This is a genomic window from Mycobacterium palustre, from assembly GCF_002101785.1.
Classification (GTDB): domain Bacteria; phylum Actinomycetota; class Actinomycetes; order Mycobacteriales; family Mycobacteriaceae; genus Mycobacterium; species Mycobacterium palustre.
Window position 1 is genome coordinate 15,297 of the sequence record NZ_LQPJ01000090.1, and the last position, 24,656, is coordinate 39,952.

At 71.2% G+C, this 24,656-nt stretch carries 21 protein-coding genes; 15 read left to right on the plus strand and 6 right to left on the minus strand.

The window, feature by feature from the left end; all coding sequences use genetic code 11:
- Positions 1-50: 50 nt before the first annotated feature.
- Positions 51-2,894 carry an aminotransferase class I/II-fold pyridoxal phosphate-dependent enzyme gene (locus AWC19_RS09655; RefSeq protein WP_085077837.1) on the plus strand — a complete coding sequence of 948 codons (2,844 nt, stop codon included), beginning with the start codon at positions 51-53 and terminating at the stop codon, positions 2,892-2,894.
- Here the strand turns inward: AWC19_RS09655 and AWC19_RS09660 are convergent.
- Positions 2,878-4,047, minus strand: coding sequence for an MFS transporter (locus tag AWC19_RS09660; protein WP_142281099.1), 1,170 nt, complete (start codon positions 4,045-4,047; stop codon positions 2,878-2,880). The genes AWC19_RS09655 and AWC19_RS09660 overlap by 17 nt on opposite strands.
- A gap of 197 nt (positions 4,048-4,244) precedes the next feature.
- On the opposite strand from AWC19_RS09660, the gene AWC19_RS09665 reads away from it, so the two are divergent.
- Genes AWC19_RS09665 through AWC19_RS09690 form a run of 6 tightly spaced genes read left to right on the plus strand, consistent with a single transcriptional unit; the run spans position 4,245 to position 10,902 of the window.
- A complete protein-coding gene (locus AWC19_RS09665; RefSeq protein WP_085077890.1) occupies positions 4,245-5,018 on the plus strand; it encodes a GntR family transcriptional regulator in 774 nt (257 codons plus the stop codon).
- A complete protein-coding gene (locus AWC19_RS09670; RefSeq protein WP_085077839.1) occupies positions 5,015-5,242 on the plus strand; it encodes a 4Fe-4S dicluster domain-containing protein in 228 nt (75 codons plus the stop codon). Before AWC19_RS09665 ends, AWC19_RS09670 begins: the two co-directional genes overlap by 4 nt.
- Positions 5,242-6,630 carry an ABC transporter substrate-binding protein gene (locus AWC19_RS09675; RefSeq protein ID WP_085077840.1) on the plus strand — a complete coding sequence of 463 codons (1,389 nt, stop codon included), beginning with the start codon at positions 5,242-5,244 and terminating at the stop codon, positions 6,628-6,630. Before AWC19_RS09670 ends, AWC19_RS09675 begins: the two co-directional genes overlap by 1 nt.
- A complete protein-coding gene (locus tag AWC19_RS09680) occupies positions 6,627-7,484 on the plus strand; it encodes an ABC transporter permease (protein ID WP_085077841.1) in 858 nt (285 codons plus the stop codon). The genes AWC19_RS09675 and AWC19_RS09680 overlap by 4 nt, the downstream gene beginning before the upstream one ends.
- Positions 7,481-8,218: an ABC transporter ATP-binding protein gene (locus AWC19_RS09685; RefSeq protein WP_085077842.1), complete on the plus strand. Its 738-nt coding sequence runs from the start codon at positions 7,481-7,483 to the stop codon at positions 8,216-8,218. Before AWC19_RS09680 ends, AWC19_RS09685 begins: the two co-directional genes overlap by 4 nt.
- Positions 8,215-10,902 (plus strand): fumarate reductase/succinate dehydrogenase flavoprotein subunit, encoded by a 2,688-nt coding sequence (locus tag AWC19_RS09690; protein ID WP_211284890.1) that lies wholly within the window; start codon positions 8,215-8,217, stop codon positions 10,900-10,902. The genes AWC19_RS09685 and AWC19_RS09690 overlap by 4 nt, the downstream gene beginning before the upstream one ends.
- A gap of 7 nt (positions 10,903-10,909) precedes the next feature.
- Here AWC19_RS09690 and AWC19_RS09695 read toward each other — a convergent pair whose 3' ends face one another.
- The 4 genes from AWC19_RS09695 to AWC19_RS09710 are packed head-to-tail and all read right to left on the minus strand — an operon-like array spanning position 10,910 to position 14,593.
- Entirely contained in the window at positions 10,910-11,449 is a 540-nt protein-coding gene (locus tag AWC19_RS09695) for a GNAT family N-acetyltransferase (RefSeq protein ID WP_085077844.1), read from the minus strand.
- A 4-nt stretch (positions 11,450-11,453) separates the two neighbouring features.
- Positions 11,454-12,668: a serine hydrolase domain-containing protein gene (locus tag AWC19_RS09700; RefSeq protein WP_245848876.1), complete on the minus strand. Its 1,215-nt coding sequence runs from the start codon at positions 12,666-12,668 to the stop codon at positions 11,454-11,456.
- Positions 12,669-12,678: 10 nt separating this feature from the next.
- Entirely contained in the window at positions 12,679-13,314 is a 636-nt protein-coding gene (locus AWC19_RS09705) for a class I SAM-dependent methyltransferase (RefSeq protein ID WP_142281096.1), read from the minus strand.
- A 1-nt stretch (position 13,315) separates the two neighbouring features.
- Positions 13,316-14,593 carry an HNH endonuclease gene (locus AWC19_RS09710; RefSeq protein ID WP_085077847.1) on the minus strand — a complete coding sequence of 426 codons (1,278 nt, stop codon included), beginning with the start codon at positions 14,591-14,593 and terminating at the stop codon, positions 13,316-13,318.
- A gap of 133 nt (positions 14,594-14,726) precedes the next feature.
- On the opposite strand from AWC19_RS09710, the gene pyrR reads away from it, so the two are divergent.
- The 7 genes from pyrR to pyrF are packed head-to-tail and all read left to right on the plus strand — an operon-like array spanning position 14,727 to position 23,439.
- On the plus strand, positions 14,727-15,299 hold the full coding sequence (gene pyrR, locus AWC19_RS09715; protein ID WP_085077848.1) for a bifunctional pyr operon transcriptional regulator/uracil phosphoribosyltransferase PyrR: 573 nt from the start codon (positions 14,727-14,729) through the stop codon (positions 15,297-15,299).
- The gene (locus tag AWC19_RS09720; RefSeq protein ID WP_085077849.1) at positions 15,296-16,273 is read left to right on the plus strand and encodes an aspartate carbamoyltransferase catalytic subunit; all 978 of its coding nucleotides are present in this window, start codon (positions 15,296-15,298) and stop codon (positions 16,271-16,273) included. Before pyrR ends, AWC19_RS09720 begins: the two co-directional genes overlap by 4 nt.
- Positions 16,270-17,562: a dihydroorotase gene (locus tag AWC19_RS09725; RefSeq protein WP_085077850.1), complete on the plus strand. Its 1,293-nt coding sequence runs from the start codon at positions 16,270-16,272 to the stop codon at positions 17,560-17,562. The genes AWC19_RS09720 and AWC19_RS09725 overlap by 4 nt, the downstream gene beginning before the upstream one ends.
- On the plus strand, positions 17,559-18,071 hold the full coding sequence (locus AWC19_RS09730; protein WP_085077851.1) for a PH-like domain-containing protein: 513 nt from the start codon (positions 17,559-17,561) through the stop codon (positions 18,069-18,071). Before AWC19_RS09725 ends, AWC19_RS09730 begins: the two co-directional genes overlap by 4 nt.
- Complete coding sequence (gene carA, locus AWC19_RS09735; protein WP_085077852.1) at positions 18,072-19,214, plus strand: glutamine-hydrolyzing carbamoyl-phosphate synthase small subunit; 1,143 nt, start codon at positions 18,072-18,074, stop codon at positions 19,212-19,214.
- Positions 19,214-22,615 (plus strand): carbamoyl-phosphate synthase large subunit, encoded by a 3,402-nt coding sequence (carB, locus tag AWC19_RS09740; protein WP_085077853.1) that lies wholly within the window; start codon positions 19,214-19,216, stop codon positions 22,613-22,615. Before carA ends, carB begins: the two co-directional genes overlap by 1 nt.
- Positions 22,612-23,439, plus strand: a complete 828-nt coding sequence (gene pyrF / locus AWC19_RS09745) for an orotidine-5'-phosphate decarboxylase (protein ID WP_085077854.1) — start codon at positions 22,612-22,614, stop codon at positions 23,437-23,439. Before carB ends, pyrF begins: the two co-directional genes overlap by 4 nt.
- Positions 23,440-23,454: 15 nt before the next feature.
- Here the strand turns inward: pyrF and AWC19_RS09750 are convergent, their stop codons facing one another.
- Complete coding sequence (locus AWC19_RS09750) at positions 23,455-23,877, minus strand: TOBE domain-containing protein (RefSeq protein ID WP_085077855.1); 423 nt, start codon at positions 23,875-23,877, stop codon at positions 23,455-23,457.
- 452 nt (positions 23,878-24,329) lie between these two features.
- On the opposite strand from AWC19_RS09750, the gene mihF reads away from it, so the two are divergent.
- Positions 24,330-24,644, plus strand: a complete 315-nt coding sequence (mihF, locus tag AWC19_RS09755; RefSeq protein WP_067114085.1) for an integration host factor, actinobacterial type — start codon at positions 24,330-24,332, stop codon at positions 24,642-24,644.
- The last annotated feature ends 12 nt before the right edge of the window (positions 24,645-24,656 follow it).

Sequence of the window (24,656 nt, forward strand, 5' to 3'; positions counted from 1 at the left end):
CTGAGCGAAACGATCCCGCGGGGCGCCCGTCCGCGGGCACAATGACTGAGATGAACCGAGACAGCGCGCGCCCGCGCCGACTTCGTGTGTCCGCGCTCGCGGCGGTCGCCAACCCGTCGTACACCCGCCTGGACACCTGGAACCTGCTCGACGACGCCTGCCGGCACCTCGCCGAGGTGGACCTGGCCGGGCTGGACAAGACCCACGACATCGCCAAGGTGAAGCGGCTGATGGACCGCATCGGGGCCTACGAGCGGTACTGGCTCTACCCCGGCGTGCAGAACCTGGCGACGTTTCGCGCCCACCTGGAGAGCCTGTCGACGGTGCGGCTGGCCGAGGAGGTGTCGCTGGCCGTGCGGCTGCTGTCCGAGTACGGCGACCGGGCCGGGCTGTTCGACACCTCGGCGTCGCTGGCCGAGCAGGAGCTGGTCGCGCAGGCCAAAAAGCAGCAGTTCTACACCGTGCTGCTGGCCGACGACGCCCCGGCGACGGCCCCGGACAGCCTCGCGGAATGCCTTCGCGCGCTGCGCAACCCGTCGGACGATCTGCAATACGAGCTGCTGGTGGTGGGCAGCATCGAGGACGCGATCACCGCGGTCGCGCTGAACGGCGAGATCCAGGCGGCGATCATCCGCCACGACCTGCCGCTGCGGTCCCGCGACCGGGTGCCGCTGATGACGACGCTGCTGGGCACCGACGGCGACGACGCCGTCACCGACGACACCCAGGACTGGGTCGAGTGCGCGGAATGGATCAAAGAGCTGCGGCCCCACATCGACCGGTACCTGCTCACCGACGAGTCGATCGCCGCGCAGACCGAGGACGAACCCGACGTCTACGACCGCACGTTCTACCGGCTCAACGACGTCACCGATCTGAACAGCACCGTGCTGGCCGGCCTGCGAAACCGTTTCGCCACACCGTTTTTCGACGCGCTGCGCGCCTACGCGGCGGCCCCGGTGGGCCAGTTCCACGCGCTTCCCGTCGCGCGGGGCGCCAGCATCTTCAACTCCAAGTCGCTGCAGGACATGGGCGAGTTCTACGGCCGCAACATCTTCATGGCCGAGACGTCGACCACCTCGGGCGGGCTGGACTCGCTGCTGGACCCGCACGGCAACCTCCGCTCCGCGATGAACAAGGCCGCGCTCACCTGGAACTCCAACGAGACCTACTTCGTCACCAACGGCACGTCGACGGCCAACAAGATCGTCGTGCAGGCGCTGACCCGCCCGGGCGACATCGTGCTGATCGACCGCAACTGCCACAAGTCGCATCACTACGGCCTGGTCCTGGCCGGCGCCTACCCGCTGTACCTGGACGCCTACCCGCTGCCGCAGTACGCCATCTACGGGGCGGTGTCGCTGCGCACGATCAAGCAGGCGCTGCTGGATCTCGACGCCGCCGGGCAGCTGCACCGGGTGCGGATGCTGCTGCTCACCAACTGCACCTTCGACGGCGTCGTGTACAACCCGCGCCGCGTGATGGAAGAGGTGCTGGCCATCAAGCCCGACATCTGCTTTTTGTGGGACGAGGCGTGGTACGCGTTCGCGACGGCGGTGCCCTGGGCGCGCCAGCGCACCGCGATGGTGGCCGCCGAGCGCCTCGAGCAGATGCTGGCCTCCCCGGAATACGCCGCGGAGTACCGGGATTGGGCCGCGGGGATGGAAGGCGTCGACCGGTCGGAGTGGGTCGACCGGCGGCTGCTGCCCGACCCCGCCCGCGCGCGGGTGCGGGTGTATGCGACGCACTCCACGCACAAGTCGCTGTCGGCGCTTCGGCAGGCGTCGATGATCCACGTCCGCGACCAGGACTTCAAGGCGCTGACCCGCGACGCGTTCGGCGAGGCGTTTTTGACCCACACCTCGACCTCGCCGAACCAGCAGCTGCTGGCCTCGCTGGACCTGGCGCGCCGGCAGGTCGACATCGAGGGCTTCGAGCTGGTGCGCAACGTCTACAACATGGCGCTGGTCTTTCGGCACCGGGTCCGCAAGGACCGGCTGATCAGCAAGTGGTTCCGCATCCTCGACGAGTCCGACCTGGTGCCCGACGAGTTCCGCGCCTCGTCCGTCAGCTCCTACCGCCAGGTTCGCCAGGGCGCGCTCGCCGAATGGAACGAGGCGTGGCGGTCCGACCAGTTCGTGCTGGACGCCACCCGGGTCACCCTGTTCGTCGGCAAGACCGGGATGAACGGCTACGACTTCCGCGAGAAAATCCTGATGGACCGCTTCGGCATCCAGATCAACAAGACCTCGATCAACAGCGTGCTGCTGATCTTCACCATCGGGGTCACCTGGTCGAGCGTGCACTACCTGCTCGACGTGCTGCGGCGCATCGCCTGCGATTTCGAGCGCAGCCAGAGCATCGGCGGCAAGGAGGACCGCGCGCTGCAGGCGCGCCGGGTGGAGGAGATCACCGAGGACCTGCCGCACCTGCCCGACTTCTCCGAGTTCGACGTGGCCTTCCGTCCCGTCGACGCCTGCAAGTTCGGCGACATGCGGTCGGCCTTCTACGCCGGTTACGAGGAGTCCGACCGCGAGCACGTGCTGATCGGCCGGGCGGGCCGGCGGCTGGCCGAGGGCAAGAGCCTGGTGTCCACCACGTTCGTGGTGCCCTACCCGCCGGGCTTTCCGGTGCTGGTGCCGGGCCAGGTGGTGTCCAAGGAGATCGTCTACTTCCTGGCGCAGCTCGACGTCAAGGAGATCCACGGCTACAACCCCGAACTCGGGTTGTCGGTGTTCACCGAGGCGGCGCTGGCCCGGATGGAGGCCCAGCGCAACGCCGCGACCGCGGCGGTCGGGTCGGCGTTGTCGGCGTTCGAGCTGCCGGGCAAGGCCTCGGACGGTTCGGCGCGCAACGGCGACGGCGCGGCCCGGGTGGTTACCGAGAAAGCCTAGCCAGCGTCGGCGTGGCGGCGAGCAACACAACCGCGAACACCGCGCCGACCGTGCCCGAAATCAGCAGGGGCAGCTGCCCTTTGGCGCCCCACAGCAGGCCGGCCCACAGCCCGGCGGCCAGCACCGCCAGCCCGCTGAGGCCCTGGAAGAGGCCCTGGGCGCAAGACTGCAGGTCGTCTCCGACAACCGTTGAGATCCAGGCCTTTCCGACGCCGTCGTAGCAGGCGGTGAAGACGCCGTAGGCCACCACGAGCGCCGTCGCGGTGGCGGTGTCGGTGGTCAGGCCCACACCGCAGTAGGCGACCGCGAAGAACGCCAGCCCCACGCCGTAGACCACCGGCCGGCCGAAGCGGTCCGCGAGCGCGCCCGCCGGGAAGCTCGCCAGCGCGTAGACGGCGTTGTAGCCGACGTAGGCGAGGATGACGCCGACGACCGAAAAGCCGATCTGCTTGAGCCGCAACAACAGCAGCGCGTCGGGGAAGTTGACCACGCTGAACGCGACCAGGAAGCCGACCGGCCCCCAATACCGCCGGGGCAGCCGCCGGGCGCCGGCGAAAATCGGCGGCCGGGCCGCGGGCGCGGGGTTTCGGGGCCGCTCGCGCACCCAGGCGATCAACAGCGCGCTGAGCACCGCCGGGATCACGGACAGGTAGAGCACCGGGCCGATGCGGTGGTCGAACAGCTCGTAACCGGACAGCCCGAGCAGCGGGCCGACGACGGCGCCGAGGGTGTCCATGGTGCGGTGAAACCCGAACACCCGGCCGCGCTCGGCGGCCCCGACGCCGTCGACCAGCAGCGCGTCGCGCGGCGCGCCGCGCAGCCCCTTGCCCAACCGGTCGGCCACCCGCCCGACCAGCACCCCGGGCCACGCCCCGGCCGCGGCGACGACGAGCTTGCCCAGCGCCGCCATCCCGTAGCCGGTCCCGACCAGCGGGCGGCGGGCGAACCGGTCACCGAGCGGGCCGGACGCGATCTTGGTCAGCGAGGCCGCGCCCTCGGCGGCGCCCTCCACCGCGCCCACCACCCCCGGCGGGGCGCCCAGCACGGTGGTCAAATAGATCGGCAGCAGCGGGTACAGCAGCTCGCTGGCCGCGTCCTGCAGCAGCGACACCAGCGACAGCACCAGCACGTTGCGGGTGAGCCAGCTTGCCAGCACCTGCAAAGTTATAGCAACGCCGCGCGGATTCCGCTCAGTGGGATCGCAAAGCCCGTGCGCGCACCGGGGTGGCGCAATCGCGCGGCGCGGGCCGGTTTGGGCTGGTCGCCGCCGAATCGCAACCGGCGCAATGCGTTGGGGCGCTCTCGTCGGGCCCGGCCGGCCGCCCGAAAAGGCCGCTGACCGGCGATAGCGTGACTCCCGTGGCGCAACCTGTACCGATACGCGGACCGTTGGAGGGGTCCCGGTCCGACCGGGCCCGCCGGGTCGCCGACGTGGTGCGCCAGCAGATCCACGCCGGCGCCTACGCCGACGGGTTGCCGGCCGAGGCCGAATTGGCGGCCGAATTCTCGGTGTCGCGCAACACCGTTCGCGAGGCGCTGGCCGTCCTCAAACGCGAGGGCCTGATCGAGCGCGGGCCCAGGGTCGGCACCCACGTCGCGCAGCGCAAGTTCTCGCACGGGCTCGACTCGCTGCTGGGGCTCAAGGAAACGTTCAAGCACCTCGGCGAGGTCCGCAACGAGGTGCGGGCCGCCATGCCGGTGACCGCCCCGCCGGCGGTGGCCCGGCGGCTGCGGCTGGAACCGGGCGAGCAGGCGGTGTTCGTCGAACGGCTGCGCTACCTGGGCGACCTGCCGCTGAGCCTCGACCTGACCTACCTGGCACCGGACGTCGGGGCGCGCATCTTGAAGCATCCGCTGGAAACGAACGACATCTTCGCCCTCATCGAGCAGGTCAGCGGGCAGCGGCTGGGATCGGCGTCGCTGGCGCTGGAAGCCATCCCCGCCGACGCGCACTCGGCGGCCACCCTGCAGGTGCCCGACGGGGCGGCGCTGCTGATGCTGGAGCGGCTCACCAGCCTCGACGACGGCCGGCCCGTGGACCTGGAATACATCCGGATGCGTGGTGATCGAATCACCATGCGGGGCAACCTCATTAGAGCCAACCCGAGCAGGAGCAAGCCATGACGCTGGTCAACCATCGCGCCGACGTCCCGGTCACCATCGACGAGTCGCTGTGCATCGACGGCTGCACGCTGTGCGTCGAGGTCTGCCCGCTGGACGCGCTGGCCATCAACCCCGAAACCGGCAAGGCCTACATGCACGTCGACGAGTGCTGGTATTGCGGGCCGTGCGCGGCCCGCTGCCCGACGGGCGCCGTCACGGTCAACATGCCCTATCTGATCCGCTGATGAAACGCCAAGCCGCGCGGCTGATCTCGGTGGCGGCCGTGATCGTCGCCGCCGTCTCCGGTTGCTCGCTGGAATCGCTGTCGCAATCCTCCGGCGTGGTCAACGTCGTGGTGGGCTACCAGTCCAAGACCATCAACACCGTCACCGCGGGCACGCTGCTGCGCGCGCAGGGCTACCTGGAGCGCCGGCTGGCCGACATCACGTCGCGCACCGGCACCCGGTACGCGGTGCGCTGGCAGGACTACGACACCGGCGCGCCGATCACCGCGCAGATGCTCGCCGAAAAGATCGACATCGGCTCGATGGGCGACTACCCGATGCTGATCAACGGCTCCAAGACGCAGGCCAACCCGCTGGCGCGCACCGAGATCGTGTCGATCACCGGCTACAACCCCAAGGGCGCGCTGAACATGGTTGTGGTGAAGCCGGATTCGCCGGCGACGGGGCTGGCCGACCTGGCCGGCACCAAGGTCTCGGCCAGCGTGGGCTCAGCCGGCCACGGCACGCTGGTGCGCGCGCTGCAACGGGCCGGCATCAACGGCGTCGAGGTGCTCAACCAGCAACCGCAGATCGGGGCGTCCGCGCTGGAATCCGGTCAGGTGCAAGGGCTTTCGCAGTTCGTGGCGTGGCCCGGGCTGCTGGTGTACCAGGGCAAGGCCAAGCTGCTCTACGACGGGGCCGAGCTGAACCTGCCCACCCTGCACGGGGTGGTGGTGCGCCGCTCGTACGCGTCGTCGCACCCGGAGGTGCTGGCGGCGTTTTTGCAGGCACAGCTGGACGCCACCGACTTCCTCAACGACAAGCCGCTGCAGGCCGCCCGCATCGTCGCCCAGGCCAGCGGGCTGCCGCAGGAGGTGGTGTACCTCTACAACGGCCCGGGCGGCACGTCGTTCGACACCACCCTCAAGCCGTCGCTGATCGACGCGCTGAAAAGCGATGTGCCCTACCTGAAGTCGATCGGCGACTTCGCCGACCTCGACGTGGGGAAGTTCGTGGTGGACGCGCCGCTGCGCGCCGTGTTCGCCGCCCGCGGCCTGGACTACGACGCGGCCCTGGCCCGCGCCGCCAACCCGTCGCTGCTCGCCGGCGACCCCGCCCAGGCGAGCGAACTGTGGCTGGACGGGACCGACGCGACCCAAACGGTCGCCACCCCGACGGACCTGCTGCGCGCGGTCCGGGACGCGACCGCCCGCGGCGCCAAGGTCCGGGCGGCCTACGTGCCCGACGCCGAGCTGGGCACCCGCTGGTTCGCCGACAAGGCGGTCTGGGTGAAAGACGGCCAGACCTATCACCCCTTCGGCACCCCGGCCGGGGCGCGCCGCTACATCACCGCACATCCCGGCAGCGTCGCCGTGGATTACCAAGAGGCACTGGGAGGTTCGGTATGACGGCCCACGTAGTGGTCGATCAGGCGCTCGACACGGTCGCTGCGCCCGCCCTGGCGCCGCCGCGGCGGCCCGCCTCGCCGTGGCGGTCGCGCGCGGTGCGGCTGGCGTCGGTGGCCGCGGCGATCGTGTTGTGGCAGGCGCTCACCGCGGGCAAGGTGCGGCTGCTGCTGCGCTTCGACACGTTGCCGACGGTCACGTCGATCGTGCACGCGCTGCAGCGCCGGCTGGGCGCCTACGAGTACTGGCTCGACCTGGCGCAGTCGCTGCTGCGGATCCTGACCGGCTTCGGGCTGGCCGCCGTGATCGGCGTGGCCACCGGCGTGCTGCTGGGCCGTTCCCGCTGGTTCGCCGACATCTTCGGCCCGCTGGCCGAGCTGGCCCGGCCCGTCCCGGCGATCGCGATGGTGCCGGTGGCGATCCTGCTGTTCCCGACCGACGAGGCCGGCATCGTGTTCATCACGTTCTTGGCCGCCTACTTCCCGATCATGGTCAGCACCCGGCACGCGGTGCGGGCGCTGCCCACGCTCTGGGAGGACTCGGTGCGCACCCTGGGCGGCGGCCGGTGGGCGGTGCTGAGTCAGGTGGTGCTGCCGGGGATCCTGCCGGGCGTGTTCGGCGGCCTGTCGGTCGGCATGGGGGTGGCGTGGATCTGCGTGATCTCCGCGGAGATGATCTCGGGCCGGCTCGGCGTCGGCTATCGCACCTGGCAGGACTACACCGTGCTGGCCTACCCGCAGGTGTTCGTCGGCATCATCACGATCGGCGTGCTGGGGTTCGCGACGTCGGCGGCCGTCGAACTGGTGGGCCGCCGCGTGACGCGCTGGCTGCCGCGGGGCGGGGAGGTGGCGCGGTGACGGCCCTGGCGCTGGAACTGGATCGAGTCCGGTTGTCCTACACCGGGACTCCGGTGATCGACGGGCTGAGCCTGACGGTGCGGCCGGGGGAGATTCTGGTGCTGACCGGGCCGTCGGGGTGCGGCAAGTCGACGGTGCTGCGCGCGCTGGCCGGCCTGCTGTCGCCCGACGGGGGCCGGGTGCTGGCCGACGGCGCCGCGGTCACCACCACCTCCGGCGACCGCGCCATGGTGTTCCAGGACAACGCGCTGCTGCCGTGGCGCACCGTGCGGTCCAACATCGAGCTCGCGCTGCGGCTGCGGGGGGTCCCGCGCGCCGGCCGGCGCGCGGCGGCCGAGCGGTGGATCGACGAGCTCGGGCTCACGGGGTTCGGCAACTACCTGCCCAAGAGCCTGTCCGGCGGCATGCGCCAACGGGTTCAGCTCGCCCGCGGGCTCGCGGGGGCGCCGCGCGCCGTGCTGATGGACGAGCCGTTCGGGGCGCTGGACACCCAGACCCGCGCCGCCATGCAGCGGCTGCTCGTCGACACCTGGCGCACCCACCCGACCACGATCGTGTTCGTCACCCACGACGTCGACGAGGCGCTGGCGCTGGGCGACCGGATCGTCGTGCTGGGCCGCGCCGGCGAGCCGGTGCGCGCGGTGCTGGACGTGCCCGACCCGCGCAGTGACGTGCCGCGCCCGGAACTGCGGGCCGAAGTACTTGGCGCGCTGGATCATTCGGTGGCGGCATGATGGAGATCCCGGGCCTGGACCCGGTCCGCCTCGACTGCGACGTGCTGGTGATCGGCGGCGGCACCGCGGGCACCATGGCGGCGCTGTCGGCCGCCGAGCACGGCGCGCAGGTGCTGCTGCTGGAGAAGGCGCACGTGCGGCACTCCGGCGCGCTGGCGATGGGCATGGACGGCGTCAACAACGCCGTCATCCCCGGCAAGGCGGAGCCCGAGGACTACGTCGCCGAAATCACCCGGGCCAACGACGGGATCGTCAACCAGCGCACCGTCTATCAGACCGCCACCCGAGGCTTCGCGATGGTGCAGCGGCTGGAGCGCTACGGGGTGAAGTTCGAAAAGGACGAGCACGGCGAGTACGCGGTGCGCCGGGTGCACCGCTCGGGCTCCTACGTGCTGCCCATGCCGGAGGGCAAGGACGTCAAGAAGGCGCTGTACCGGGTGCTGCGGCAGCGCTCGATGCGGGAGAAGATCCGCATCGAGAACCGGCTGATGCCCGTGCGGGTGTTGACCGACCCCGACAAAGGGGGCCGGGCGGTCGGCGCCGCGGCGTTGCACACGCGCACCGGCGAATTCGTCGCCGTGGGCGCCAAGGCGGTGATCCTGGCCACCGGCGCCTGCGGGCGCCTGGGGCTGCCCGCCTCGGGGTACCTGTACGGCACCTACGAGAACCCGACCAACGCCGGCGACGGGTATGCGATGGCCTATCACGCGGGCGCCGAGCTGTCGGGGATCGAGTGCTTCCAGGTCAATCCGCTGATCAAGGACTACAACGGCCCGGCCTGTGCCTATGTCGCCAACCCGTTCGGCGGCTATCAGGTCAACGCGTTGGGGGAGCGGTTCGTCGACTCGGACTACTGGTCGGGCCAGATGATGGCCGAGGTGAAGGGCGAGATCGACTCCGCCCGCGGCCCCATCTACCTGAAGGTGTCGCACCTGCCCGACGAGACGCTGACCGCGCTGGAGAACATCCTGCACACCACGGAGCGCCCGACCCGGGGCACGTTCCACGCCAACCGCGGTCACGACTACCGCACCCACGACGTCGAGATGCACATCTCCGAAATCGGGCTGTGCAGTGGGCATTCCGCGTCCGGCGTCTGGGTCGACGAGCACGCCCGCACCACGGTGCCGGGGCTGTATGCGGCGGGGGACCTGGCCTGCGTGCCGCACAACTACATGATCGGGGCGTTCGTGTTCGGCGACCTGGCCGGCACCGACGCCGCGTCGGTGAGCACGAAAACCGCTGCACCACAAGAGCTTCCGTCGGACCAGCTGCGGGCCGCGCACGAGCTGATCTACCGGCCGCTGCGGCATCCGGACGGGCCGCCGCAGCCGCAGGTCGAATACAAGCTGCGCCGCTTCGTCAACGACTACGTGGCGCCGCCCAAGACGGCCGCCAAGCTGTCCATCGCGGTGCGGACCTTCGACCGGATGCGCGACGAGATCGCCGAGATGGGCGCCCGCAACCCGCACGAGCTGATGCGCGCCGTCGAGGTGTCGTTCATCCGGGACTGCGCCGAGATGGCCGCCCGCTCGTCGCTGACCCGCACCGAATCGCGGTGGGGCCTCTACCACGACCGCGCCGACCTGCCCGTCCGCGACGACGGCGAGTGGGGTTATCACCTGAACCTGCGCAAGGGGCCCGACGGGCAGATGGTGTTCCTCAAGCGGCCGGTGGCCCCGTACCTGGTTTCGGTGCCCGAGCTCGACGGGTTGCCGCCGTCGGATCAGACCGTGCACGAGGTGGCGCAGCCGCCGCTGATCGGCGGCCAGGCGCCGGCCACCGCGGCATCGCGGATCCAGTCCGCACCAACGGGTTTCGAGCCGCCCTCCCCGCGCATCGCCTCGGTGCTGGCGCTCGAGGAGCCGACGATCGCCGACCTGCACCCCTATCTCGCCGACGCCGATCCGGGGGTGCGCCGCACCGCGGTGGCGACGCTGACCGAGCACATCCCCGACGGGTATGCCCGTGCGCTTTATGCGGCGCTGGACGACGCCGACGCCTCGGTGCGCCGCGCCGCCGCCGAGGGCGTCCGGGAGCTGGTCGAGGTGCTGCCCGACCCGGGCGCCGTCCGCGCCCACCTCGGCTCGCGCGACACGGTGGTGCGCGCGGCCGCCGTCTACCTGCTGGCCGCTCGGCGGGCCGGCGAAGCCGCGGAATACCTTGATGCGCTGGCTGATTCGGACCACCGGGTGCGGATCGAGGCGGTGCGGGCGCTGGTGTCGGTCGACGACGTGGACGGCGTCGTCATCGCCACGCGGGACGAGAACCGGGAGGTCCGCATCGCGGCGACCGCCGGCCTGGCCACGCTGGGCGGCGGCGGCGACGCCGTGCGGGCGCTGCTCGCCGACCCCGACCCGCTGGTGCGCGCCGCCGCGCTCGCCGCCCTGGGTCAATTGGGTTGCCGGGACGAGGATTTGGCCGCCGTCGACCGCGCCTTGGGGGCTCCGGCGTGGCAGGTGCGCGAGGGCGCGGCGCGGGCGCTCGCCGGCGCGGCCGCCGATGTCGCGGTGCCCAGGCTGGCCGAGGCGCTGGGCGACGCGCACCTCGACGTGCGCAAGGCCGCCGTGCTGAGCCTGACGCGGTCGGCTGGCGATCCCGCCGCCCGCGACGCCCTGGGTATCGCGCTGAAGGACGGCGACGCCGACGTGCGCGCCTACGCGCGGCGGGCCCTGGACGGGTAGCGGCGCCTCAGCGCAGCACCTTGGCGTACAGCAGGGCGTCCTGCGGCTCGGGCCCCAGGGTGGGGTAGACGGCGTAGCGGGCCAGCCGGCCCTCCAGCTCGAACCCGGCCCGTTGCAGCACGCGTGCCGAGCGGTCGTTGTCGACGTGGCAGGTGGCCCACACCCGGTACACGCCGCCGTCGGCGTGCAGTGCGGCCAGCAGCAGGTCGAGCACCTCGGGCATGTAGCCCTTGCCCCACCACCGCCGCCCGAGGCAATACCCGATCTCGACCGAGTGCGGCACCGGGCGCCGGCAGCTGGTCAACCCGACGACCTCGCCGCTGTGCCGCAACGTGATTGCCCACGTTCGCTCGTCGTCGCTGGCGTTCAGTTTCTCGGTGATCACCCGTCGGGTGGCGGCCACGTCGGCGTGCGGGGTCCACAAGAGGTACTTCGTGACGTGCGGGTCGCGGGCGACCCGTTGGAACAACACGCCGGCGTCGTCGAGCACCGGCGGACGCAACAGCACCCGCGCGCCGTCGATGCGGTCGGGCGGGTACACGGCCATCGTGTCAGAGCCCGAGCGCCTGGTAGGTGCGGCGGACGAATTTCGGTTGGGCCGTGCGGAGTTTGGCCAGCGACGTGTTGCCCGCGACGGCCGTGGCCGCGTGCACGGTCAAATCGGGGAGATTTTGGATCAAATACAGCAGGATCAGGTCGGCGCTGGGGTCGGCCTGCCACCAGGTTCCATACGCGCCGGGCCAGCTGAACGTCCCCAGCCCGCCCGGCCCGAACAGCGGGATCGACTTGGCCGGGTCGGTCACCACCGACAGGTTCAGCCCGAAGCCGCGGCCCACCCAGTACGGCGCCCCCAGGAAGTTGTGCCGCTTCTGTTCGTCGGTGAGCCGGTCGGTCCGCATCAGGCGCGCCGACTCCTCCGACAACACCCGCACGCCGTCGACGGTGCCGTCGCCCAGCAGCATCCGCACGAACCGCAGGTAGTCGTCGGCCGTCGACCACAGCCCGCCGCCGGCGTTGCAGAACGAGGGCGGCGTGATGTGCGGCGGGCCCATCACGTCGTGGCGCAGTTGGTGATCCTCGTCGAGGGAGTACATCGTCGCCGCGCGGCGGCGCGCCTCCGGCGTGACGAAGAATCCGGTGTCGGGCATGCCCGCCGGGCCCAGCACCCGCTCGTCGAGGACCTGGTGGAACGGCTTGCCGTCGATGCGGGAAGCGATGACGCCCAACAGGTCGATCGAGTGGCTGTAGGTGACCTTCTCGCCGGGCTGATGCACCAGCGGCAGCTTGGCCAGCTCGCCGAGCCAGGCGTCGGGTCCCTGGTTGAAGGGCAGCCGCATGTAGGCCTTCGAGATCGGCCCGGACACCGAAAAGGCGTAGGCCAGGCCGCTGGTGTGGGTGAGCAGGTCCTCGATCAGGATGGCTCGGCGCAGCGGGTGCGTGCGGTCCAGCGGGCCGTGCGGGTCGTCGAGCACCCGCACGTCGGCCAGCTCCGGCGCCCAGCGCGTGACCGGGTCGGTGAGCGCCAGCTTGCCCTCGTCGACCTGGCTCATGATCGCCGCGACCGTCACCGGCTTGGTCATCGACGCGATGCGAAACAGCGTGTCGCGCTGCATCGGCAGGCCGGCGCCGATGTCGCGGTAGCCGATCTCGTTGACCTGCAGCAGTTCTCCGCGCTGCCAGACCATCGTCACCGCCCCGGCCAGCAGGCCGGCGTCGCACACCTCACGGACCGGGGCCGCGTTGGCGCCAAGCGTCGAGCGATTCACCCGGTTCAGGTTAGTAGCGCCGTTTCGCCCGGACGTACCAGAACGCCATTTCGACCTCGGTGCCATCGACTTCGCGACGCACGGTCGCCGGCTCGAGCGATTCGATGTCCCAGCCCGCTCCGCCGAGGACATCGCGCAGCGTCTCCTCGGACACGGCCGGGCGGGGCCAGTTTTCGTTTATCGGGTTGGTGTCGGAGAAGCAGCTGATCAGCAGCGTGGCGCCGGGCCGGGTCGCGCGGTGCGCCGCCGCGGCGTAGGCGCGCTTGCCCTCGTCGTCGAGGCAGTGGAACATGCCGCTGTCGACGACGGTGTCGAACGCGTCGGCGTAGCCCTCGAGCTTGGTGGAGTCGGCGACCGCGAACCTCACGTCGACCCCCGCGTCCCGGGCCCGCCGCTCGGCGGTGATCAGCGCGGTCGGCGAGATGTCCAGCCCGGTGACGTTGTAGCCGTTCTTGGCCAAATAGATCGCGTTGTCGCCAAGCCCGCAGCCGATGTCGAGGACGTCGCCGTGGACGAAGCCGCCGGTGTGCCAACCGATGACGTTGTCCTTGGGCGCCTTGGTGTCCCACGGCGGCGTGGGCATCGGGGGGATTCCTTCGCCGGGGCTCTCGCCGCGGTAGAGGGCGTCGAAGTCCATGCCCGCCAGCTTAGGCCGCGTGCAGATCGATGAGTGCGATAGCGACCCGCGCTTCGACCTCGCTGACGTCTACCTTGAACGGGCCGGGCGGTGGCGGCGCGCCGGAGCGATACCGCATCCCGGTCGGCGTCTCGAATTCGGCGGAGTGCCTGCCCATCTCGTCGACGGTGGCGGTGACCCGCCAGCCGGGCGCCTCCTTGGCGTAGTTGCAGCGTTCGCACGACCCGAGCCCGTTCGCCGCGCTGGTCGGGCCGCCGCGTCGATGGGGCCGGGCGTGGTCGCGATGCCGGATGGGCGCGTCGCAGTAGGGCGTGCGGCAGCCCTGATCGCGCAGCCCGATGAACGCGGCCAGCCCCTTGGGGAACCGACGCGCGCGCGACTCCATGCCCACCAGCGCGCCCGACCCCGGATGCCGGTAGAGCCTGCGCAGCGTGGCCCGCGAGCGGCTGTCGAGGGCCGCGTCGCCGACCAGGCGGCGGGCCACGGCCGCCGGAATCGGGCCGTACCCGTCGACCACCGCGGCGCTGTCGTCGCCGCCCAGCAGCGTCGCGTCGGAGATGAGCAGGTTGACCGCGATCGGCGGCGCCGCCTCGGCGGGCCGTCCCGTGACCCGTTCGATCAACGCGTCCGCCATCACCTGGCCGCGGCTGCGCTCGTCGAAGGTGGTGTCGGCGGCCCGCTTGAGCGCCGCGTACACCGCCACCCCCTGGGCGACCGGGAGGAGCGCCGTCACCCACGTCATGGTGTCGGGCGCCGGCCGGATCGTCACCGTGCGTTCGGATTCGGCCTTGGCGGCGCGATCGACCACCGCCTGAGCGTTCAGCCGGTAGGCGACGGCCCGCGCGGCGGCGGCGATCCGAGCGTCGCCCATGCCCTCCAACTTCGACATATCCGCGCACATCTCGGCGTCCAGCGCGCGGCGGTCCTCGACGTCCAGGCAGGCGCTCTCGCGCACGATCAGCGTGGCCCGCCACTCCGACAGCCGCCCGGCCTCGAGGGCCGCCAGGGTGTGCGGCATCTCGTGCACCAGGGCCTTGGCGAACCCGAGGTGCCTGCCGCCGCGCGCCGGGGAGTCGCGCCGGGCCAGCGCGATCTCGCTCGCCAGCCCGCGGCCCCGTTGGTCGGCAGGCACCCCGGCGGCCGCCTCGTTGTTGCGGCGCATGGCGTCCAGCGCCGCGGCGGCACGCGCCTGAGCTGCGGCGGCCGCCGACTTGACCCGCTCCAGCTCGGCGATCCGCGCGATCAGGGCGGCCTCGCCGGCGCGGGGATCGTCGCTCGGTTCGAACATAGTTTCGATGGTAGGGCACACCACCGACACGCGACCGCTTTGCGGGCCCGGCGAGCTCAGGTGCTACGCTGCCGTGCAGTCGACATCCTTTAACGATCCGTCCAGAGAGGCGGAGAAGGAGGTCAAATAGCGCATGGGCGCCGCGGATAACGCCGGCTTCGGCGGTGAATCCAGGGAATTGATGTCGGCGGCCGACGTGGGCCGCACCATTTCCCGCATCGCGCATCAGATCATCGAAAAGACCGCGCTCGACGGGCCCGACGCCCCGCGCGTGGTGCTGCTGGGCATTCCGACCCGCGGCGTGATCCTGGCCCAACGCCTGGCCACCAACATCGGCGAATACAGCGGCGTCAAGGTGCCCCACGGCGGCCTCGACATCACGCTCTACCGCGACGACCTGATGCAAAAGCCGCCGCGGCCGCTGGAGGCGACCTTGATCCCGGCCGGCGGCATCGACGACGCGCTGGTCATCCTCGTCGACGACGTGCTCTACTCCGGGCGTTCGGTGCGCTCGGCCCTCGATGCGCTGCGCGACGTCGGCCGCCCGCGGGTGGTGCAGCTGGCGGTGCTGGTCGACCGGGGCCACCGCGAGCTGCCGCTGCGGGCCGACTACGTCGGCAAGAACGTGCCCACCTCGCGCAGCGAGAGCGTGCACGTCCTGCTGAGCGAACACGACGGCCGCGACGGCGTGGTGCTCTCCCGATGACGCGCCACCTGTTGGCCGCCGGCGACCTGACCCGCGACGAGGCCACCGCCATCCTCGACGACGCCGACCGGTTCGCGCAGGCGCTGGTGGGCCGCGAGATCAAAAAGCTGCCCACGCTGCGCGGCCGCACCATCGTCACGATGTTTTACGAAAATTCGACTCGCACCCGGGTGTCGTTCGAGGTGGCCGGCAAGTGGATGAGCGCCGACGTGATCAACGTCAGCGCCAGCGGATCCTCGGTGGGCAAGGGGGAGTCGCTGCGCGACACCGCACTGACGCTGCGGGCCGCCGGCGCCGACGCGCTGGTCATCCGCCACTCGGCGTCCGGCGCCGCGCATTTGCTCGCCGAGTGGACTTCGGCGGCAAAGTCCGCCGATGGCACGGGCCCGTCGGTGATCAACGCCGGCGACGGCACGCACGAGCACCCCACCCAGGCGCTGCTCGACGCGCTGACCATCCGGCAGCGGCTCGGCGGCATCGAGGGCCGTCGCGTCGTCATCGTCGGCGACATCCTGCACAGCCGGGTCGCCCGCTCCAACGTGATGCTGCTTTCGACCCTGGGCGCCGAGGTGGTGCTGGTCGCGCCGCCGACGCTGCTGCCGGTCGGCGTCGACGGCTGGCCGGTGACCGTCGCAGGCGATTTCGACGCCGAACTGCCCGCCGCCGACGCCGTGCTGATGCTGCGGGTGCAGGCCGAGCGGATGAACGGCGGCTTCTTCCCGTCGGTGCGCGAGTACTCGTCCCTGTACGGGCTGTCCGAACGCCGGCAGGCGATGCTGCCGGGCCACGCCGTGGTGCTGCACCCGGGACCGATGCTCCGCGGCATGGAGATCTCGTCGACGGTGGCCGACTCGTCGCAATCGGCTGTGCTGCAACAGGTTTCCAATGGGGTGCACGTGCGGATGGCGGTGTTGTTCCATGTGCTGGTCGGCACCGAGTCGGCCGGGCAGAAGGCCAAGGAGGGCGTAGCGTGAGCGTGCTGCTGCGCGGGGTCCGGCTCTACGGCGAGGGCGACCGGGTCGACGTGCTCGTCGACGACGGCCAGATCGCCGAGATCGGCCCCGGCCTTCCGATTCCCGACACGGCCGACGTCATCGACGCGACGGACCAGGTGCTGCTCCCCGGGCTCGTCGACCTGCACACCCACCTGCGCGAGCCGGGCCGCGAATACGCTGAGGACATCGAAACCGGTTCGGCGGCAGCGGCTTTGGGTGGCTATACGGCGGTGTTCGCGATGGCCAACACCAACCCCGTCGCCGACAGCCCGGTGGTCACCGACCACGTCTGGCACCGCGGCCAGCAGGTGGGCCTGGTCGACGTCCATCCCGTCGGCGCCGTCACCGTCGGGCTGGCCGGGGCCGAGCTCACCGAGATGGGCATGATGGCCGCCGGCGCCGCGCAGGTGCGGATGTTCTCCGACGACGGCGTCTGCGTGCACGACCCGCTGGTGATGCGCCGCGCCCTCGAGTACGCCACCGGCCTCGGGGTGCTGATCGCCCAGCACGCCGAGGAGCCCAGGCTCGCCGCGGGCGCCGTCGCCCACGAGGGGCCCACCGCGGCGCGGCTGGGACTGTCCGGCTGGCCGCGGGCCGCCGAGGAATCCATCGTCGCCCGCGACGCGCTGCTGGCCCGCGACGCCGGCGCCCGGGTACACATCTGCCACGCATCCACCGCGGGCACCGTCGAGATCGTCAAATGGGCCAAGAGCCAAGGCATTTCGATCACCGCCGAGGTCACCCCGCACCACCTGCTGCTCGACGACAGCAGGTTGGCCAGCTACGACGGGGTGAACCGCGTCAACCCGCCGCTGCGCGAGGCCGCCGACGCGGTCGCGCTGCGTCAAGCGCTGGCCGACGGGGTAATCGACTGTGTGGCCACCGATCACGCCCCCCACGCCGAGCACGAGAAGTGCGTCGAGTTCTGCGCGGCGCGGCCCGGCATGCTCGGCCTGCAGACCGCGCTGTCCGTGGTGGCGCAGGCCATGGTGGTGCCGGGGCTGCTGACCTGGCGTGACGTCGCGAAGGTGATGAGCGAGAACCCCGCACGCATCGTCGGGCTGCCCGATCACGGCCGGCCGCTGGAGGTGGGGGAGCCGGCCAACCTGACCGTGGTCGACCCCGACGCCACCTGGACCGTCGCCGGGTCCGACCTCGCCAGCCGGTCGGCCAACACGCCGTACGAGTCGATGACTCTGCCCGCCACCGTGACCGCGACGCTGCTGCGCGGCAAGGTCACCGCGCGCGACGGAAAGAGCCCGGCATGAATTCGGGCACGATGGCCGGGTCGCTGATATTCCTGGCCGTGCTGGTGGTGGTGCTCACGGTCGTCATCCAGCTGATGATGCGCGGCTGGCAGCGCCGCGCGCAGCGGCAAGCCGAGCTGCTGGGCGGCCTGCCCGACGTGCCCGACACGGTGGGCACCGCGCTCGTCACCACCCGCGGCGTCTACTGCGGCTGCACGATGGCGCCGGAGTGGAACGAGCGGATCACGGCGGGTGATCTGGGGTACCGCAGCAAGGCGGTGCTGACCCGCTATCCCGAGGGGATACTGCTGGAACGCACCCACGCCAAACCCATTTGGATTCCCACGGATTCGGTCGTTGCCATCCGGATGGAGCGCGGCCTGGCCGGCAAGGTGGTCGCCCGCGTCGGGATCCTGGCGATCCGGTGGCGGCTGCCGTCCGGCGTCGAGCTCGACATCGGCTTCCGCGCCAACAGCCGGAGCGACTACGACGACTGGGTGAAAGACGGCCGGCAGGGAGAGGTTGCGTGAGTGAATAAAGCGGTACTGGTGCTCGAGGACGGCCGCGTGTTCACCGGCACGCCGTTCGGCAAGATCGGCCAGACGCTCGGGGAGGCGGTCTTTTCCACCGGCATGTCGGGCTACCAGGAGACCCTGACCGATCCCAGCTATCACCGCCAGATCGTGGTGGCCACCGCCCCGCAGATCGGCAACACCGGCTGGAACGGCGAGGACGCCGAAAGCCGCGGCGATAAGATCTGGGTCGCCGGCTACGCGGTGCGCGACCCGTCGCCGCGCGCCTCCAACTGGCGCGCCAGCGGCACGCTCGAGGACGAGCTGATCCGCCAGGGCATCGTCGGGATCGCCGGCATCGACACCCGCGCGGTGGTGCGCCACCTGCGCAGCCGCGGCTCGATGAAGGCGGGGGTGTTCTCGGGCGACGCGCTGGCCGAACCCTTGAATATAGATGTACTGCTAAAGCGGGTGCGCGGCCAGCGGTCGATGCTGGGCGCCGACCTGGCCGGCGAGGTCAGCACCGGGAGCGCCTACATCGTGGAACCCGATGGCACACAACGGTTTACCGTGGCCGCGCTGGACCTGGGCATCAAGACCAACACCCCGCGCAACTTCGCCCGGCGCGGCATCCGCAGCCACGTGTTGCCCGCGACGGCGACGTTCGAGCAGATCGCCGAGATCAAACCCGACGGCGTGTTCTTGTCCAACGGCCCCGGCGACCCGGCCACCGCCGACCACGTCGTCGAGCTCACCCGCGAGGTGGTCGGGGCCGGAATCCCGTTGTTCGGCATCTGTTTCGGCAACCAGATCCTCGGCCGGGCGCTGGGCCTGTCCACCTACAAGATGGTGTTCGGCCACCGCGGGATCAACGTCCCGGTCATCGACCACGCCACCGGGCGGGTCGCGGTGACCGCGCAGAACCACGGCTTCGCGCTGGAAGGCGAAGCGGGCCAATCCTTCGACACGCCGTTCGGCCGGGCGATCGTCAGCCACACCTGCGCCAACGACGGGGTGGTCGAAGGCGTCAAACTCGCCGACGGCAAGGCGTTTTCGGTGCAGTACCACCCGGAGGCCGCCGCCGGCCCGCACGACGCGGAATACCTTTTCGATCAATTCGTCGACCTGATGGCCGCCCACCACGGCGAAAGGGGGCGCTAGTGCCGCGCCGCACCGACTTACGGCACGTGCTGGTGATCGGCTCGGGCCCGATCGTGATCGGGCAGGCCGCCGAGTTCGACTACTCCGGAACCCAGGCCTGCCGCGTGCTGCGCGCCGAGGGGCTGCAGGTCAGCCTGATCAACTCGAACCCGGCCACCATCATGACCGACCCGGAGTACGCCGACTTCACCTACGTCGAACCCATCACCCCGGGGTTCGTCGAGCGGGTCATCGCCCAGCAGGCACAGCGCGGCAACAAGATCGACGCGCTGCTGGCCACCCTGGGCGGGCAGACCGCGCTCAACACCGCGGTGGCCCTGTACGAGAACGGGGCGCTGGAGCGCTACGGCGTCGAGCTGATCGGCGCCGACTTCGACGCCATCCAGCGCGGCGAGGACCGGCAGCGGTTCAAGGACATCGTGGCCAAGGTTGGCGGCGAATCCGCCCGCAGCCGCGTCTGTTTCACCATGGACGAGGTGCGCGAGACGGTCGACGAGGTGGGCCTGCCGGTGGTGGTGCGGCCCAGCTTCACCATGGGCGGCCTGGGCTCGGGCATGGCGCACTCCGCCGAGGAGGTCGAGCGGATGGCCGGCGCCGGGCTGGCCGCGAGCCCGAGCGCCAACGTGCTTATCGAGGAATCGATCTACGGCTGGAAGGAATTCGAGCTCGAGCTGATGCGCGACGGCCACGACAACGTGGTGGTGGTGTGCTCGATCGAGAACGTCGACCCGATGGGGGTACACACCGGCGACTCGGTCACCGTCGCGCCGGCCATGACGCTGACCGACCGCGAGTACCAGCGGATGCGCGACCTGGGCATCGCGATCCTGCGCGAGGTGGGCGTGGACACCGGCGGCTGCAACATCCAGTTCGCCGTCAACCCGCGCGACGGCCGGCTGATCGTCGTCGAGATGAACCCGCGGGTGTCGCGGTCCAGCGCGCTGGCGTCCAAGGCCACCGGCTTCCCGATCGCCAAGATCGCCGCCAAGCTGGCCATCGGCTACACCCTCGACGAGATCGTCAACGACATCACCAAGGAAACGCCCGCCTGCTTCGAACCCACCCTCGACTACGTCGTTGTCAAGGCGCCACGGTTCGCGTTCGAGAAGTTTCCCGGCGCCGACCCCACGCTGACCACCACCATGAAATCCGTCGGCGAGGCGATGTCGTTGGGCCGCAACTTCATCGAGGCGCTCGGCAAGGTGATGCGGTCGTTGGAGACGACCCGCGCCGGCTTCTGGACCAAGCCCGACCCCCGCGGCGACCTCGAGCAGGTGCTGACCCGGCTGCAGACCCCGACCGAGGGCCGGCTCTACGACATCGAACTGGCGCTGCGGCTGGGCGCCTCGGTGGAGCAGGCCAGCGCGGCCTCCGGCGTCGACCCGTGGTTCGTCGCGCAGATCGGCGAGCTGGTCAACCTGCGCGGCGAGATCGCCGACGCCGCGGTGCTGGACGCCGAGCTGCTGCGCCGCGCCAAGCACAGCGGCCTGTCGGACCGCCAGATCGCCGCGCTGCGACCGGAACTGGCCGGCGAGGACGGCGTGCGCTCGTTGCGCGAGCGGCTGGGGATCCACCCGGTCTACAAGACGGTGGACACCTGCGCCGCGGAGTTCGAGGCCAAGACCCCCTACCACTACAGCAGCTACGAGCTCGACCCCGCCGCCGAGACCGAGGTGGCCCCGCAGGCCGAGCGGCCCAAGGTGCTGATCCTGGGCTCCGGGCCCAACCGCATCGGGCAGGGCATCGAATTCGACTACAGCTGCGTGCACGCCGCAACGACGTTGTCCCAGGCGGGTTTCGAGACCGTGATGGTCAACTGCAACCCCGAGACGGTGTCCACCGACTACGACACCGCCGACCGGCTGTATTTCGAGCCGCTGACGTTCGAGGACGTCCTCGAGGTGTTTTACGCCGAGGCGCAGTCGGGTGCCGGCGGGCCCGGCGTCGTCGGCGTCATCGTGCAGCTCGGCGGGCAGACCCCACTCGGCCTGGCGCAACGGCTCTTCGACGCCGGGGTCCCGATCGTCGGCACGCCGCCGGAAGCCATCGATCTCGCCGAGGACCGCGGCGCGTTCGGCGACGTGCTGGCCACAGCCGGCCTGCCGGCCCCCAAATACGGCATGGCCACGTCGTTCGCGCAGGCCCGCCGGATCGCCGAGGACATCGGGTATCCGGTGCTGGTGCGCCCGTCCTACGTGCTGGGCGGTCGCGGCATGGAGATCGTGTACGACGAGGACACGCTCGAGGGCTACATCACCCGCGCCACCGAGCTTTCGCCCGAGCACCCGGTGCTGGTGGACCGGTTCTTAGAAGACGCGGTCGAGATCGACGTGGACGCGCTGTGCGACGGCGAAGAGGTCTACATCGGCGGCATCATGGAGCACATCGAGGAGGCCGGCATCCACTCCGGCGACTCGGCCTGCGCGCTGCCGCCGGTCACGCTGGGGCGCAGCGACATCGAGAAAGTGCGCCGTGCCACTGAGGCGATCGCGCACGGCATCGGGGTGGTCGGCCTGCTCAACGTGCAGTACGCGCTCAAGGACGACGTGCTCTACGTCCTGGAGGCCAACCCGCGCGCCAGCCGCACCGTGCCCTTCGTCTCCAAGGCCACGGCCGTCCCGCTCGCCAAGGCGTGCTCCCGAATCATGTTGGGCGCCACCATCGCCCAGCTGCGCGACGAGGGCGTGCTGGCCGCCGAGGGGGACGGTGCCCACGCGCCGCCGCACGCCCCGATCGCGGTCAAGGAGGCCGTGCTGCCGTTCCACCGCTTCCGCCGCGTCGACGGGGCCGCCATCGACTCGCTGCTCGGGCCGGAGATGAAGTCGACCGGCGAGGTGATGGGCATCGACCGGGACTTCGGCACCGCCTTCGCCAAGAGCCAGACCGCCGCCTACGGATCGCTGCCCGCCGAGGGAACGATATTCGTCTCCGTCGCCAACCGCGACAAGCGGTCGCTGGTCTTCCCGGTCAAGCGGCTGGCGGACTTGGGATTTCGGGTGCTGGCCACCGAGGGCACCGCGGAGATGTTGCGCCGCAACGGCATTCCCTGCGACGAGGTGCGTAAGCACTTCGAGCCGCCGCGGCCGGGGCGCCCCGCGATGTCTGCGGTCGACGCGATCAAGGCCGGCGAGGTCAGCCTGGTGATCAACACGCCGTTCGGCAACTCCGGCCCGCGCGTCGACGGCTACGAGATCCGTTCGGCGGCAGTGTCGGTCAGCATCCCGTGCGTCACCACGGTGCAGGGGGCGTCGGCCGCCGTGCAGGGCATCGAGGCGGGGATCCGCGGCGACATCGGCGTTCGGTCGCTGCAGGAGCTGCACAGCGCCATCGGTGCGCAAAGCGCAGCGGGGGCCATCGGTGCGCGAAGCGCACGGGCGATGGGGCCGGCGGGCGCCCGGTGAGCGGGTTCGGCGCCCGGCTGGCGGCGGCCAAGCTGGCCCGCGGCCCGCTGTGCCTGGGCATCGACCCCCACCCGGAGTTGCTGCGGGCCTGGGACCTGCCGACCACCGCGGACGGGCTGGCCGCGTTCTGCGACATCTGCGTCGAGGCCTTCGCGGGCTTCGCCGTCGTCAAACCCCAGGTGGCCTTCTTCGAAGCCCACGGCGCCGCCGGGTTCGCCGTGCTGGAGCGAACGATCGCCGCGCTGCGGTCGGCCGGGGTGCTGGTGCTGGCCGACGCCAAGCGGGGCGACATCGGGTCGACGATGGCGGCCTACGCGGCCGCCTGGGCCGGCGATTCGCCGCTGGCCGCCGACGCGGTGACGGCCTCGCCGTACCTGGGGTTCGGCTCGCTGCGCCCGCTGCTGGAGGCCGCCGCGGCCAACGACCGCGGGGTGTTCGTGCTGGCCGCCACCTCCAACCCCGAGGGCGGCACCGTCCAGCGCGCCGCCTTCGACGGCCGCACCGTGGCCCAGCTGATCGTGGACCAGGCCGCGGTGGTGAATCGGTCGGCGAGGCCCCACGACCCGGGATACGTCGGCGTGGTGCTGGGCGCCACCGTGTTCGAGGCGCCCGACGTCAGCCAGCTGGGCGGGCCGGTGCTGGTGCCCGGCGTCGGCGTGCAGGGCGGGCGGCCCGAGGCGCTCGGCGGCCTGGGCGGCGCCGCGCCCGGCCAGCTGTTGCCCGCGGTGGCGCGCGAGGTGCTCAAGGCCGGACCGCGCGTGGGCGACCTGCGGGCGGCCGCCGAACGGATGCGCGACGCCGTCGCCTACCTGGCCGCCCCGTAGCGGCCGGCGCGAAAGCTAGTCGGACGCGATCGCCGTATCGGGCCTTGCCGTTTCGACGATGACGGTGGTGGCCTTGACGACGGCCACGGCGACGCTGCCCGGCCGCAGGCTCAACTCCTCGGCCGCCGCGGTGCTCATCAGCGAGACCACGGTGAACGGGCCGCACTGCATCTCGACCTGCGTCATCACGGTGTCGCTGACGACCCGGGTGACCAGGCCGACGAACCGGTTGCGCGCGGAGCTGCCGATGCTGAGCGGATCCGGCGGCGGGGCGGGCGCGTTGTTGCGGGAGAACTCGGCCAGGTCCTCGCTGGCGATGACTTTGCGGCCGACGGCGTCGTGGCTGACCGCCAGCGTGCCCTGGTTGATCCAGCGCCGGACGGTGTCGTCGCTGACCCCCAGCAGCTCGGCCGCCTGACGGATGCGCAGGTTCGGCACGGCCCGATCGTAGCCGATGGAGGGCGCGGCATTCGCTGAAACGACGCAGGCCAAGCCGACCGGCCAAGCCTCCCACCTGCGGGTTGACCGGCGCGACACGCGCGACGCGCGAGCCGAAAATCCGTGACGCGGGGCACGGCCCCGCGTGGCTACCTCGGGCCGGGGCCCGCGGCGGCCGTCGTCGCGGCGTCCGCGGGCCTAAAACCGCAGCTAGGACGGATTTCCGGGGCACCGCCGAGGATCGTCGCGCACGCCCCCGAGACCGTCGCCAGCGATGCCCGGAACGCCGCGTGACGGCGCGCCGCGGCGCGCCCATGCTGGGCTTTTGGCCCATTAACCAGGGGGGCGGGTTAGATTTCGTCAGGAAGGCTGAGTACGGTCGTCTCCGCTGGCAGAAGTACCGGCGAAGACACAGAGATCGATCAGATCGATTGATCAGATACGGAGGAATCGTGGCCCTTCCCCAGTTGACCGACGAGCAGCGCGCGGCCGCGTTGGAGAAGGCTGCTGCCGCACGTCGAGCGCGAGCAGAGCTGAAGGACCGGCTCAAGCGCGGCGGCACCAACCTGTCCCAGGTGCTCAAGGACGCCGAGAGCGACGAAGTCCTGGGCAAGATGAAGGTGTCTGCCCTGCTCGAGGCGTTGCCGAAGGTGGGCAAGGTCAAGGCGCAGGAGATCATGACCGAGCTGGAGATCGCCCCCACCCGCCGGCTGCGCGGCCTGGGCGACCGCCAGCGCAAGGCCCTGCTGGAAAAGTTCGGCTCCTAACCCAGGGGCGCC

What these genes read in the sequence shown, in the direction of transcription:
- AWC19_RS09730 (WP_085077851.1), top strand. Translation starts at nt 17,559, where the DNA reads ATGAATTCGGGCACGATGGCCGGGTCGCTGATATTCCTGGCCGTGCTG.
- AWC19_RS09675 (WP_085077840.1), top strand. Translation starts at nt 5,242, where the DNA reads ATGAAACGCCAAGCCGCGCGGCTGATCTCGGTGGCGGCCGTGATCGTC.
- AWC19_RS09655 (WP_085077837.1), top strand. Translation starts at nt 51, where the DNA reads ATGAACCGAGACAGCGCGCGCCCGCGCCGACTTCGTGTGTCCGCGCTC.
- AWC19_RS09695 (WP_085077844.1), bottom strand. Translation starts at nt 11,449, where the DNA reads ATGGCCGTGTACCCGCCCGACCGCATCGACGGCGCGCGGGTGCTGTTG.
- AWC19_RS09690 (WP_211284890.1), top strand. Translation starts at nt 8,215, where the DNA reads ATGATGGAGATCCCGGGCCTGGACCCGGTCCGCCTCGACTGCGACGTG.
- AWC19_RS09670 (WP_085077839.1), top strand. Translation starts at nt 5,015, where the DNA reads ATGACGCTGGTCAACCATCGCGCCGACGTCCCGGTCACCATCGACGAG.
- pyrR (WP_085077848.1), top strand. Translation starts at nt 14,727, where the DNA reads ATGGGCGCCGCGGATAACGCCGGCTTCGGCGGTGAATCCAGGGAATTG.
- AWC19_RS09710 (WP_085077847.1), bottom strand. Translation starts at nt 14,593, where the DNA reads ATGTTCGAACCGAGCGACGATCCCCGCGCCGGCGAGGCCGCCCTGATC.
- AWC19_RS09720 (WP_085077849.1), top strand. Translation starts at nt 15,296, where the DNA reads ATGACGCGCCACCTGTTGGCCGCCGGCGACCTGACCCGCGACGAGGCC.
- AWC19_RS09680 (WP_085077841.1), top strand. Translation starts at nt 6,627, where the DNA reads ATGACGGCCCACGTAGTGGTCGATCAGGCGCTCGACACGGTCGCTGCG.